The sequence below is a fragment of the Microbacterium sp. NPDC012755 genome, from assembly GCF_042901325.1.
GTDB lineage: Bacteria > Actinomycetota > Actinomycetes > Actinomycetales > Microbacteriaceae > Microbacterium > Microbacterium natoriense.
The window spans coordinates 1,388,710-1,400,533 of the sequence record NZ_JBIBCT010000001.1; the positions used below are offsets into that span (position 1 = coordinate 1,388,710).

Annotated in this window: 11 protein-coding genes; 9 read left to right on the forward strand and 2 right to left on the reverse strand. The window is 71.5% G+C overall.

Annotation, left to right across the window (positions count from 1 at the left end):
• Window positions 1-3: 3 nt before the first annotated feature.
• The 5 genes from ACFY5A_RS06630 (at window position 4) to ACFY5A_RS06650 (ending at window position 6,146) form a co-directional block, all read left to right on the forward strand.
• Entirely contained in the window at window positions 4-1,023 is a 1,020-nt protein-coding gene (locus ACFY5A_RS06630) for an ABC transporter permease (protein WP_223587301.1), read from the forward strand.
• Window positions 1,020-1,898 carry an ABC transporter permease gene (locus ACFY5A_RS06635; protein ID WP_387232532.1) on the forward strand — a complete coding sequence of 293 codons (879 nt, stop codon included), beginning with the start codon at window positions 1,020-1,022 and terminating at the stop codon, window positions 1,896-1,898. The genes ACFY5A_RS06630 and ACFY5A_RS06635 overlap by 4 nt, the downstream gene beginning before the upstream one ends.
• On the forward strand, window positions 1,895-3,562 hold the full coding sequence (locus ACFY5A_RS06640) for an ABC transporter ATP-binding protein (RefSeq protein ID WP_387232534.1): 1,668 nt from the start codon (window positions 1,895-1,897) through the stop codon (window positions 3,560-3,562). The genes ACFY5A_RS06635 and ACFY5A_RS06640 overlap by 4 nt, the downstream gene beginning before the upstream one ends.
• A 38-nt stretch (window positions 3,563-3,600) precedes the next feature.
• The gene (locus ACFY5A_RS06645; protein WP_387232537.1) at window positions 3,601-4,518 is read left to right on the forward strand and encodes an ROK family protein; all 918 of its coding nucleotides are present in this window, start codon (window positions 3,601-3,603) and stop codon (window positions 4,516-4,518) included.
• 110 nt (window positions 4,519-4,628) lie between these two features.
• Window positions 4,629-6,146: an SDR family NAD(P)-dependent oxidoreductase gene (locus ACFY5A_RS06650; protein ID WP_387232540.1), complete on the forward strand. Its 1,518-nt coding sequence runs from the start codon at window positions 4,629-4,631 to the stop codon at window positions 6,144-6,146.
• A 10-nt stretch (window positions 6,147-6,156) separates the two neighbouring features.
• Here the strand turns inward: ACFY5A_RS06650 and ACFY5A_RS06655 are convergent, their stop codons facing one another.
• Together ACFY5A_RS06655 and ACFY5A_RS06660 are read right to left on the reverse strand one after the other, a co-directional pair.
• Complete coding sequence (locus ACFY5A_RS06655; protein WP_387232544.1) at window positions 6,157-7,254, reverse strand: sensor histidine kinase; 1,098 nt, start codon at window positions 7,252-7,254, stop codon at window positions 6,157-6,159.
• A 10-nt stretch (window positions 7,255-7,264) separates the two neighbouring features.
• Window positions 7,265-7,936: a response regulator transcription factor gene (locus ACFY5A_RS06660; RefSeq protein WP_105673140.1), complete on the reverse strand. Its 672-nt coding sequence runs from the start codon at window positions 7,934-7,936 to the stop codon at window positions 7,265-7,267.
• Window positions 7,937-8,023: 87 nt separating this feature from the next.
• On the opposite strand from ACFY5A_RS06660, the gene ACFY5A_RS06665 reads away from it, so the two are divergent.
• From ACFY5A_RS06665 to ACFY5A_RS06680, 4 genes are read left to right on the forward strand one after another with little or no spacing between them, the layout of a single operon-like run.
• A complete protein-coding gene (locus ACFY5A_RS06665; protein ID WP_341940598.1) occupies window positions 8,024-8,650 on the forward strand; it encodes a M15 family metallopeptidase in 627 nt (208 codons plus the stop codon).
• Window positions 8,647-9,762, forward strand: a complete 1,116-nt coding sequence (gene alr, locus ACFY5A_RS06670; protein ID WP_387232547.1) for an alanine racemase — start codon at window positions 8,647-8,649, stop codon at window positions 9,760-9,762. The genes ACFY5A_RS06665 and alr overlap by 4 nt, the downstream gene beginning before the upstream one ends.
• A complete protein-coding gene (locus ACFY5A_RS06675; protein ID WP_341940596.1) occupies window positions 9,759-10,751 on the forward strand; it encodes a D-alanine--D-alanine ligase in 993 nt (330 codons plus the stop codon). Before alr ends, ACFY5A_RS06675 begins: the two co-directional genes overlap by 4 nt.
• Window positions 10,738-11,802: an acyltransferase family protein gene (locus ACFY5A_RS06680; RefSeq protein WP_387232550.1), complete on the forward strand. Its 1,065-nt coding sequence runs from the start codon at window positions 10,738-10,740 to the stop codon at window positions 11,800-11,802. The genes ACFY5A_RS06675 and ACFY5A_RS06680 overlap by 14 nt, the downstream gene beginning before the upstream one ends.
• Window positions 11,803-11,824: the final 22 nt, after the last annotated feature.

Consider the following 11,824-nt stretch of genomic DNA (forward strand, 5'->3'; position numbering starts at 1 on the left):
GACATGAGCGTGGTGGAAGCGGCGCAGAACGCGCAGCAGAAGAAGGAGAGGGCCGGCGGCCCGCGGTTCTGGTGGTACCTGTTGCGACGGGTCGGCCAGGGCGTGATCGTCATCCTCATCGTGACGCTGATCGTGTTCGCGCTGCTCCACCTCGCCATGCCGCAGGGGCCGGCAGCCGGCATCCTCGGCATGCAGGCCTCGCAGGAGCAGATCGATGCCTTCAACAAGGAGAACGGCTTCGATCTGCCCCTGTGGCAGCAGTACCTCAACTTCCTCGGGCAGCTGGTCCAGGGCGACCTCGGCGACTCGTTCAAGCTGAACCGCCCCGTGGCCGACGCCATCGGCCAGCGCCTGCCGAAGACGCTGATCCTCGCGCTGATCTCGATGATCTTCGCTCTGATCATCGCGATCCCGATGGGCATCTTCCAGGCCGTGCGCCGCGGCAAGGCGGCCGACTACGCGCTGACCACCTGGAACTTCATCATCTACTCGACCCCGTCGTTCTTCCTCGGGCTCATCCTGGTGATCGTGTTCGCCCAGTGGCTGCGGCTCGTGCCGGCACAGGCGCCGCAGGGCGAGACCGTGGGCGAGGTGCTGGCGAATCCCGCGGGTCTCGTGCTGCCGGTGCTGACCGCGGCGCTCGGCATCATCGCGACGTTCTCCCGCTACATGCGCTCCGCGACCATCGACAACCTCTCCGAGGACTACGTCCGCACCGCCAGGGCGAAGGGCACGCCGATCCCCGTGGTGATCACCCGTCACGTGGTGCGCAACTCCCTGACCCCCGTGATCGCCATGCTCGGCTACTACCTGCCGGTCATGTTCGGCGGCATGATCGTCGTCGAATCGCTCTTCAACTACCCCGGCATGGGCCTGCTGTTCTGGACCTCGGCGCAGACCTCCGACTACCCCGTGCTGATCGGCTGCATCCTGGTGATCGCGCTCGCGACGGTCATCGGATCGCTGCTCGCCGACATCATCCAGGCGCTGCTCGATCCGCGCACCCGAGAGGAGCTCTCGTGAGCACGACGACCATCGTGATGCGCACGCTGACCCCGCGCCAGCGCGGCATGCGCCGCTTCCTGCAGAACACGCTCGCGGTCTTCGGGATCGTGACCATCGCCCTGTTCCTGCTCTTCTGCTTCGTGGGGCCGCTGATCCATCCGACGGATCAGATCCACACCGATCTGCGCAGCACGATGCTGCCGCCCGGCTCGGCCGGGCACCCCCTCGGCACGGACGACGTCGGCTACGACGTGCTCGGTCGCCTGATGGTCGGCGGACAGATCTCGATCCTCATCGGGCTCGCGGCCGGGGTCCTCGCGACCGTGATCGGCACCCTCTGGGGAGCGATCGCCGGGTACGTGGGCGGCGCGGTGGACACCGTGATGATGCGCGTCGTCGACGCGGGCATCGCGATCCCCGCGACCTTCCTGCTGCTCATCCTCTCCGCGATCCTGCGTCCGAGCGTCCCGCTGATGATCTGCGTCATCGGGCTGGTGTCCTGGCTCGTCCCCGCGCGTCTGGTGCGCGCCGAATCGATCTCGCTGAAGTCGCGGGAGTACGTGCTCGCGCTGCGGGCCATGGGCGGCACCCACTCCCGTGCTGTGCTGAAGCACATCGTGCCCAACACGGTCGGCACGATCGTCGTGAACGCGACGTTCCAGGTCGCCGACGCCATCCTGCTCGTCGCCTACATCTCGTTCCTCGGCATGGGGCTGCAGAAGCCGGCCACCGACTGGGGCGCCATGCTCACGAGCGGCATCACGTACACGTACGCGGGCGCCTGGTGGCTGATCTTCCCCGCAGGCTTCTGCATCGTGCTCACGGTCTGCGCGTTCAACAGCATCGGAGACGGACTCCGTGACTTCTTCGACGTGAAGGGGCGTGCCGCATGAGCGACGCACTGCTGCAGATCTCCGATCTGAAGGTCACGTTCCGCACCGAGGACGGCGCCGTGGATGCCGTCAAGGGCATCGACCTCGAGGTCCGACCCGGCGAGGTGCTCGCGCTGGTCGGCGAGTCCGGCTCGGGCAAGTCCGTCACGGCGATGGCCATCCTCAAGCTGCTGCCGCGCACGGCCGCCGTCACCGGCTCGATCCGCCTCGCCGGACGAGAGCTCCTTCCGCTCAGGGAAGCCGAGATGAACGGCATCCGCGGCGCCGAGATCTCGATGGTGTTCCAGGAGCCGATGACCGCGCTCAACCCGAGCATGCGCATCGGCGATCAGATCACCGAGGCGATCCTCAACCACGGCGGCGTCTCGAAGGCCGACGCGTGGGAGCGCGCGGTCGAGATGCTGGGACGCGTCGGCATCCCCGATCCGTCTCGCCGGGCGAAGAGCTATCCGCACGAGCTGTCCGGCGGTCAGCGTCAGCGCGTCGTCATCGCCATCGCCCTCTCGTGCGAGCCGCAGCTGATCATCGCCGACGAGCCGACGACAGCGCTCGACGTGACGGTGCAGGCGGAGATCCTCGATCTCATCCGCCGCCTCGCGGCCGAATCGGGTACCGCGTTCCTCCTCGTCACGCACAACATGGGCGTCGTGGCGGACATCGCCGACCGGGTCGCCGTGATGTTCCGCGGCACGATGGTCGAGGTCGGCGACACCCGCACCGTGCTCACCGCGCCCCGAGAGGACTACACGAAGAAGCTCCTCAGCGCCGTGCCCTCGCTGCCCGACGCCGCGAGCGTCGTGGAGCGGGAGCCCGAGCGCGAGCTCGCCGACGCCGTGCTCGAACTGGATGCCGCCAGCGTGACCTATCGTCGCGGCGGACGGCCCTTCCTCGCGCTCGACGGCGTGAGCCTGAGCATCGCCCCCGGCGAGATCGTCGGTCTCGTGGGCGAGTCCGGCTCGGGCAAGTCGACGCTCGGCCGCGCCGCCCTGGGGCTGCTGCCGCTGTCGAGCGGCGGGATGACGCTGTTCGGCGAGAAGGTCGGCCGCGGCGGCGTCTCCGGGCGGCGTGAGCGCGAGCTGCGCGGCAGGGTCGGAGCGATCTTCCAGGACCCGGGGTCGAGCCTCGACCCGCGCATGACGGTGGGAGAGGCGATCTCCGAGCCGATGCTCGTGCAGCGGCGGAAGATGCCGACGACCGCCGCGCAGCGCCGCACCCGCGTGGCCGAGCTGCTCGACGCCGTCGAACTCCCCGCGAACTACGCGACCAGGTACCCGCACGAGCTCTCGGGCGGACAGCGTCAGCGCATCGGCCTCGCCCGCGCCATCGCCCTGGAGCCGGAGCTCATCATCGCCGACGAGCCGACCTCGGCCCTCGACGTCTCGGTGCAGGCCGCGGTGCTCGAGGTGCTGCGCGACCTGCAGGAGAAGATGCACTTCGCCTGCCTCTTCATCAGCCACGACCTCGCGGTCGTGCACGAGATCTCCGACCGGGTGGCCGTGATGCTGAAGGGCGAGATCGTCGAGACCGGTTCGGCCGACGACGTGCTCCTGGCTCCGCAGCATCCCTACAGCCGTCGCCTCCTGGCCTCGGTCCCCGTGCCCGATCCGGACAAGCAGGCGCTGCGACGGGAGGCCCGAGCGGCCGCCCGGGTGACCGCCCCGTGACGGCGCTCGCCTCCGACGCGCATAGGAGCAGGGGCAGGATGAGCGACCGCGGCACCGCGGTCGTGCTGGGGCTCGACGTCGGCGGGTCCAGCGTCAAGCACCTCCTCGCCAGCGCCGACGCGTCGATGTCGCAGCCGCCGACGCCGCTCGCGCGCGGCAGGAACGCGACGCCCACCGCCTCGCCGGCTGAGGCGCTGGCGGCGATCGCGGAGACGGTGACGGGCGAGCACTCCCTGGCCCGCCTCGTGCTCTCGATCCCCGGCATCGTGGACGAGGAGAACGGCGTCGTCATCCGGTCGACCAACATCCCCGCGCTCGACGGAGCCCCCCTCGGCCGCCAGCTCGAGTCCGCGCTCGGCGTGCCGGTCGACGTGATCAACGACGGGCACGCGGCGGCGGTCGCCGAGGCCTCGTGGGGCGCGGGCGCCGGCATCGATGACGTCTTCGTGCTCGCCCTCGGCACCGGGATCGCCGGCGCGCACGTGGTCGACGGACGGGTCGTCACGGGTGCCCACGGGTCGGCGGGGGAGCTCGGACACGTCACGATCGACCCGATGGGCGGCGAGTGCTCGTGCGGTCGCCGCGGGTGCCTGGAGACCATCATCGGAGCCCCCGCGCTCGATGCGGCGTGGGCGGATGCCGGTGGCCGTGGTGGACCGGAGGCGCTGCTCGACGCGTTCGCGGCGGGCGACGGCGCGGCGACCGCGATCGTGCGCCGTGCCTCGTCGGCTCTGGCCGAAGCCATCCTCACGCTCTGCGCGGTCGTGGACCCCGGGGGCATCGTGATCGGCGGCGGGCTCGCCCAGGCGCCGCATCATCTGGTGACGCTCGCCGAGCGCTACGTGCGGGAGCGGGCGACGTTCCATCGTGTTCCGCCCATCGTCCCGGCGACGCTCGGCGGATGGGCGGGCGCCAACGGCACCGTGCTCACCGCGCTCCGCCGTCAGCACGCCTGACGCGTCGCGTCGCTCCCGTCGCAAGAACTCCCGGTATTCGGAGCGGATATCGGGATCATTCGCGACGGGAGCGGATGCCGCCCCCAGGACACTCGCGTAAAATCAGCACAATGACCGATGCCCCCGACCCCGCTGACCTCCTCGGACCGGGCGTCGACCCCGACGATCTCGCGACCACGCTGCGAGTGCTGGCCGAGCTGCACGAGATCGACAACGAGCATCCGGACTTCGTGGCCGTGCGCCACGCGACCGCCGCGATGTTCAAGGCCGTCAAGCGCGTGCGTCGCAAGGAGATCCGCGATGCGATCGCCGAGGCCGACAAAGCCGTCGTCGCGCGCACCGCGACGGGCGCCCCCGACCGCATCGACGACGAGACCCGCGGCAACGACCTCGCGACGAGCGTGGTCGACGCCCCGATCGCCGGCGAGCTCATCAAGCCGCGCAACTGCTACATCTGCAAGCAGCCGTACACGCTCGTCGACGCGTTCTACCACCAGCTCTGCCCCGACTGCGCACGGTTCAGTCACGGCAAGCGCAACGCCCGCACCGACCTCACCGGCAAGCGCGCGCTGCTCACCGGAGGCCGCGCGAAGATCGGCATGCACATCGCGCTGCGGCTGCTCCGCGACGGCGCGCACACCACGATCACGACGCGCTTCCCGAGGGATGCCGTCCGCCGATTCTCGGCACTGCCGGACTCGGCCGACTGGCTGCACCGTCTGCGCGTCGTCGGCATCGACCTGCGCGACCCCGCTCAGGTGATCGGTCTCGCCGACTCGGTCGCGGCGCAGGGGCCCCTCGACATCCTCATCAACAACGCCGCGCAGACCGTGCGGCGCTCGCCCGGTGCGTACTCGCTGCTGGCGGATGCCGAGCTGCAGCCGCTGCCCGACGGACCGCTGCCGGAGATGGAGACGTTCGGCCACACGAACGACCAGCACCCGCAGGCCCTGCAGGCCTCGGTGGACGCGCATCCGCTGCTCTCGGTCGCTGCCCTCGGCGGCACCGTCGCCGCGCAGGGCGGTCAGGCGCTCACGGCCGAGGACCTCGCCCGGCTCGCGATGGCTCCAGGGTCCTCGTCGCTGGAGAAGCACGCCGACGGCACCGCGATCGACGCGGGCGGGCTCGTGCCCGACGTCAACCGTGTGAACAGCTGGGTGCAGTCGGTCGACCAGGTCGACCCGCTGGAGATGCTCGAGGTGCAGCTGTGCAACACCACGGCGCCGTTCCTGCTGATCAGCCGCCTGCGTCCGTCGATGGCGGCGTCGAGCGCGCACCGGAAGTACGTGGTCAACGTCTCGGCGATGGAGGGGCAGTTCTCCCGCCGCTACAAGGGCCCCGGTCACCCGCACACGAACATGGCGAAGGCCGCGCTGAACATGCTCACCCGCACCAGCGCCGGAGAGATGCTGGAGACCGACGGCATCCTGATGACCGCCGTCGACACCGGCTGGATCACCGACGAGCGCCCGCACTTCACGAAGGTGCGCCTGGCGGAGGAGGGCTTCCACGCCCCGCTCGACCTCGTCGACGGCGCCGCCCGCGTGTACGACCCGATCGTGCGCGGCGAGGCCGGCGAAGACATCCACGGCGTGTTCCTGAAGGACTACGAGCCCAGCCCCTGGTGACCCCGCGGGCTCACGCGACCGGGTGCCCCTGCAGCGGGTAGGGGAGCGGATGCGGGAGCCACACCGTCACGTTCAGGCCGCCGCCGGGGCGTGCGGTCAGCACGAGGGAGCCGTCGTGGGCCTCCGCGATGCGCTGCACGATCGCGAGCCCCAGGCCGACGCCCACGTGGTCGGCGTCGCGGGCGCGCTCGGCTCCGCGCTGGAACGGCTCGGCGAGAGCGGCGACGACGTGCGGGGGCAGGTGGGGGCCGGTGTTCTCCACCACCAGGGCGAGCGCCCGCTCCTGCGTGTGCGTGCGCACCGTGACGGCGCCGTCGGCGGCGAGGTTGTGCACGATCGCGTTGTGCACGAGGTTCATGATCAGCTGCTGCAGCAGTGCGGGGTTGCCGAGCACGATCGCCGCATCGCCCGCGACGTCGATGGCGACCCCGCGCTTCTCGGCCAGCGGCAACAGCGACTCGGCGGCCTCCTCGGCGAGCAGCGACAGGTCGACGATCTCGCGGGTGAACGCCCGACGATCGGCGCGGCTGAGCAGCAGCAGAGCCTCGGTGACCTCGATGGCCCTGACGTTGACCTCCTGCAGGCGGTCGATCAGCTCGTCCACATCGCGGTCGGGATCGGCGCGGGCCACGTCGAGCATGGTCTGCGAGATCGCCAGGGGCGTGCGCAGCTCGTGCGAGGCGTTCGCGGCGAAGCGCTGCTGCTCTGCCATGTTCTGCTCGAGCCGGTCGAGCATCGAGTCGAACACGTCGGAGAGGTCGCGGAACTCGTCGCGCGGCCCTTCCAGAGCCACGCGGTGCGACAGGGATCCCTGCGCGGCGAGCTGCGCCGCGTAGCCGATGCGGTTCAGCGGAGCCAGCATCCGCCCTGCCAGCCACCAGCCGCCCGCCCAGCCGATGGCGAGCAGCACGATCATGACCAGGATCGCGACGGGCACGAACGCCCGCATCAGGTCGGACCGGTTGGGCACGTGCTCGGCGATGTTGGTGACGAACTGCACGTCGGGCACGTAGCGGAGCAGGAACAGCCCCACGGCGGCGAGCAGCAGGAGTCCCGAGACCACGACGATCCCCGCGTAGCTCAGGGTGAGCTTCATGCGGGCCGTCATGCCGCGGCGCCTAGGCATCGGCATCCGTCCCGATGCGGTACCCGACCCCGGGCACGGTGAGGATCAGCCAGGGCTCGCCCAGGCGCTTGCGCAGCGACGAGACGGTGATCCGCACGGCGTTCGTGAACGGGTCGGCGTTCTCGTCCCACGCGCGCTCCAGCAGCTCCTCGGCGCTGACGACACCGCCGTTCGCGCCGACCAGCACCTCCAGCACGGCGAACTGCTTGCGGGTGAGGGCGACGTAGCGTCCGTCGCGGAACACCTCGCGGCGGAACGGGTCGAGCCGCAGCCCCGCGACCTCGAGCACGGGCGGGCGGTTGTGCTGGCGGCGCCGGTCGAGGGCGCGCAGCCTCAGCACGAGCTCCCGCAGCTCGAACGGCTTGGTGAGGTAGTCGTCGGCGCCGATCTCGAAGCCGGAGGCCTTGTCGTCGAGGCGGTCGGCGGCGGTCAGCATCAGGATCGGGATGCCGCTGCCCGAGGCCACGATCCACCGGGCGACGTCGTCGCCGGAGGGGCCGGGGATGTCGCGGTCGAGCACGGCCAGGTCGTAGGAGTTGACGGCGAGGAGCTCGAGCGCGGTGTCGCCGTCTCCGGCGATGTCGGAGGCGATGGCCTCCAGGCGCAGTCCATCGCGAACCGCCTCGGCGAGGTAGGGCTCGTCCTCGACGATCAGCACGCGCATGGCTGAGAGCTTACGCAACCGGGCATATCGGGAGCATATGGAAAACCGCATACGCCGTGGCAACAGGCTCCCTTCTTCACTGGAATCATGAACGACAGCCGCTCCCTCAGACAGCGACGCCTCACCACAGTGCTCGGCCTCGCGCTCCTCGCCGCCCTGGTCGCCGGATTCATCGCCGTGATCGCCCAGCAGGCGTCCGCCCCCGCATCCGCCACCATCGATGCCCCAGGAGGCGCGGCGGCCACCGACGGAACCGTCGACGAACAGGACGGCAAGATCGAGGAGGCCGACCGGATCTCGGTGTTCGCCGACACCCCCGCGGTGTCGAACCTCGACGCCGACCTGCTCGCCGCCGTGCGGTCGGCCGCCACCGCCGCCGAGGAGGACGGCATCCGCCTGCACGTCAACAGCGGCTGGCGCTCCCCGGCCTACCAGGACGAGCTGCTCGCCGACGCCGTCGCGAAGTACGGCTCGGCGGAGGAGGCCGCGCGCTGGGTGGCGACACCCGAGCGGTCGGAGCACGTCTCCGGCAAGGCGATCGACCTCGGCCCCGTCGCCGGTCAGGACTGGCTCTCGCGCCACGGTGCGGAGTTCGGCCTGTGCCAGATCTACGGCAACGAGCCGTGGCACTTCGAGCTGCGTCCGTCGGCTCCGGCCAACGGCTGCCCGCTCATGTACGACGACCCCACCGCCGATCCGAGGACCCAGCGATGACCATGACGCTCACCACCCCCCTGTCGCGTCTGCACGCGCCGACGCTCACCACCCTTCCCGCCGCGGTCGCGGCCAACGTCGACCGCGTGCGCGCGGCGACCGACGCCAGGATCATGGCCGTCGTGAAGGCCGACGGCTACGGGCACGGCGCCGTCGCCGTCGCCAGGGCGGCCGTCGACGCCGGCGCCGACTGGCTGGGGGTGACGGATGCCGCAGACGCGACCGCGCTCCGCGACGCGGGACTCGACGTGCCGATCCTGGCGTGGCTGAACCCGTCCGGCGTCGATGCCGCCCAGGCCGCCGCCGACCGGGTCGACATCGCCGTGGGCTCCGTCGAGGAGCTGCGGCAGCTGGCCGGGGACGCCGCGGCGCCCGTGCGCGTGCACCTCCACCTCGACACCGGCATGTCGCGCGGCGGGTGCCCCGTCGAGGACTGGGCGGAGCTGCTGCGCGTCGCGCGGGCCGCCGCCGGCCGCATCGAGATCGTCGGGGTGATGGGGCATCTGCCCCTGGCCGACGACGCGGATCCGCGGGCGAACGCCGCCGCAGTGCTGCGGATGCGGCACGGACGCGACACCGTGCTGCGTGCGGGCTTCGGACCGCTCGTCACGCACCTCGCCGCGACCTCGGGCGCGCTCACCGACCCCGCCACGCACTTCGACCTGGTGCGGGTGGGCGCCGGCCTCGTCGGCATCGACCCGTCGGGCACCGTGGAGCTGCACGGGGCGTCGCGGCTGACGGCATCCGTCGTGCACTCGGCGCTCGTGCGCGCCGGCACGGCGATCGGCTACGGAGGGACGTACGTCACCCCGGCGGAGACGCACCTCAGCGTGATCGGCGTCGGGTACGCCGACGGGATCCCGCGCGAGCTGACGGAGGGGGCGGGTGTCGAGATCGGGGGGTCTCGGCATCCGATCGTGGGGAGGGTGTCGATGGACCAGATCGTCGTCGACACGGGGAGCCGGGAGTTCCCCAGGGGGGAGACGGCGACCGTGTTCGGACCGGAGGGCGGGGCCGTGCCCAGCGTGCAGGAGTGGGCGCGCTGGGCGGGGACCATCCCGCACACGATCGTGACGGGCATCGGCCCGCGAGTGGAGAGGAGCAGGGCATGAGGGTACTGGTCATCGGCGGAGGACAGAACTCCGAGCACGAGGTGTCGCTCGCCTCGGCGGCCGCGGTCGCCACGGCGCTGCGGTCGATCGGCCACGAGGTGCGCACGGTCACGATCTCGCGCGACGGGGTGTGGGATGCCGCGCCCGTCGCCACCCCTGCCGAGTCGCTCGCCGCGGCCATGCCCGCGCTCGCCTGGGCCGACGTCGTGTTCCCCGCCGTGCACGGTGCTCTCGGCGAGGACGGAGCGCTCGCGGCCCTGTGCGCGCTCGCCGGAGTCGCCGTCGTCGGCTCCGACCTGCGCGCGGGGGCGATCGGCATGGACAAGTGGGCGACCAAGCTCGTGGCGGAGGCGGCGGGCATCGCGACCGCGCCGGGGTACGTGATCTCGGCATCCGACCTCGGCGACGTGGAGTACGAGGGACCGGTCGTCGTGAAGCCGGTCTCCGCCGGATCCAGCTACGGCGTGGGCCTCGTGCGCGAGCCCGGCGACCTGCTCGATGCGCTGCGCACCGCGGCGCGGTTCGACAACAGGATCCTCATCGAGGAGGTCATGCGCGGTCGCGAGATCGACGTGGCCGTGATCCGCGAGGCCGGGGGAGTGCGCTGGGCGGCCCCGCCGCTCGAGATCCACGCCACCGGGCTCTTCGACACGGCGATGAAGTACGACGGCACCGCGAGGTTCACCGTCCCCGCCGTGCTCACGCCGGCCGAGGCGGGAGCGCTGACGCGCACGGCCGTGGCGATGTTCGACGCGCTCGGCTGCGCCGGGGTGGCTCGCATGGACTTCTTCCTCACGGAGGACGGACCCGTGCTCAACGAGGTCAACACGATGCCGGGGCTCACCGCGGCCTCGCAGGTGCCGCGCATGTTCGCGGCGGCGGAGGTGCCGTACCCCGAACTCATGGACAGGCTCGTGCAGGCTGCGGCCGACCGTCGGGCGTCGAGCGAGCGCAGTGCGACGACCCGGAGGGACCATGCGACAGCGTGAGGGGTGGCCCGACGTCGCGAAGGGCGTGTGCATCGTCCTCGTGGTGCTCTGGCACGTGGTCACCAAGCACGCGATCGAGATGCAGGACGCCGGGCCGGTCACCGATGCCTGGGCCACGCTGAACGCCCAGCTGCTGCCGCTGCGTATGCCGCTGTTCTTCCTCATCTCGGGGATGTTCGCCTGGCGCGCCGTCACCGCGCCGAGCGGCGGGAGCTGGCGCATGCGCGCGGGCCGCCTCGCCCTCGTCTACGTCGTCTGGGTCCTCATCCAGACCGCGATGCTCGCGCTCACCCCCGACTTCGACACGGCCCGAGCGGAGGACGCCGGGGAGCTCCTCGCGCAGCTGACCTTCAGCCCGACCAACCTCTGGTACCTGCTCGCGCTCGCCGTGTATCTGGCCGTGGCGCGGTTCACCAGGCACGTGCCGACGGCGGTGCTGCTGCCGGCGGCCTTCGTGGTGTCGGCGGTGGCGGCATCCGGAGTGCTCCCCGACCTCGGCAACCTGTGGCAGGTCCTGCAGAACCTGTTCTTCTTCCTCGCGGGACTGCGCCTCCGCGAGCTCGTCGAGCGCTTCGCGGCGACGACGGGCCTGCGCCGAGCCTTCATGCTCGCCGCGGCATACATCGCGGCGGCCGCGGCCGTCGGCGTGCTCGGCATGCGTCAGTGGCCGGGCGTCTGGCCCCTGCTGTCGGTGCTCGCCGTGGCGTTCGGCGTCGCGGCGTGCGTGCTCCTCGACCGGCGGGTGGGGGCCGTCGCACGACCGCTGCGCTGGATCGGGCGGCGGACCCTGCCGATCTACGTGATCCACATGATCCCGCTCGCCCTGCTCGACGGAGCGCTGCGGTCGACCGGCATCCGCACCGTCCCGCTGATCGAGGCCGTCGAGCCGCTCGTGCTCACCGCGGGCGTCATCGCGATCTGCCTCGGCATGCACGCGCTGCTGGTGCGCCTGGGCCTGGGCATCCTCTTCGACCCGCTGCTCCCCCTGACGCGAGCGCGGGAGCGGGTGAGAGCGCTGCCCTCCGGGGCTCGGGAGGCGCAGCAGCACTGACCTCTCAGTGGTCGGGGTGACG

Excerpts from the sequence above, each read along its gene's own strand:
- ACFY5A_RS06630 (WP_223587301.1), top strand. The coding sequence starts at position 4 with ATGAGCGTGGTGGAAGCGGCGCAGAACGCGCAGCAGAAGAAGGAGAGG.
- ACFY5A_RS06640 (WP_387232534.1), top strand. The coding sequence starts at position 1,895 with ATGAGCGACGCACTGCTGCAGATCTCCGATCTGAAGGTCACGTTCCGC.
- ACFY5A_RS06645 (WP_387232537.1), top strand. The coding sequence starts at position 3,601 with ATGAGCGACCGCGGCACCGCGGTCGTGCTGGGGCTCGACGTCGGCGGG.
- ACFY5A_RS06650 (WP_387232540.1), top strand. The coding sequence starts at position 4,629 with ATGACCGATGCCCCCGACCCCGCTGACCTCCTCGGACCGGGCGTCGAC.
- ACFY5A_RS06655 (WP_387232544.1), bottom strand. The coding sequence starts at position 7,254 with ATGACGGCCCGCATGAAGCTCACCCTGAGCTACGCGGGGATCGTCGTG.
- ACFY5A_RS06660 (WP_105673140.1), bottom strand. The coding sequence starts at position 7,936 with ATGCGCGTGCTGATCGTCGAGGACGAGCCCTACCTCGCCGAGGCGGTT.
- ACFY5A_RS06665 (WP_341940598.1), top strand. The coding sequence starts at position 8,024 with ATGAACGACAGCCGCTCCCTCAGACAGCGACGCCTCACCACAGTGCTC.
- alr (WP_387232547.1), top strand. The coding sequence starts at position 8,647 with ATGACCATGACGCTCACCACCCCCCTGTCGCGTCTGCACGCGCCGACG.
- ACFY5A_RS06675 (WP_341940596.1), top strand. The coding sequence starts at position 9,759 with ATGAGGGTACTGGTCATCGGCGGAGGACAGAACTCCGAGCACGAGGTG.
- ACFY5A_RS06680 (WP_387232550.1), top strand. The coding sequence starts at position 10,738 with ATGCGACAGCGTGAGGGGTGGCCCGACGTCGCGAAGGGCGTGTGCATC.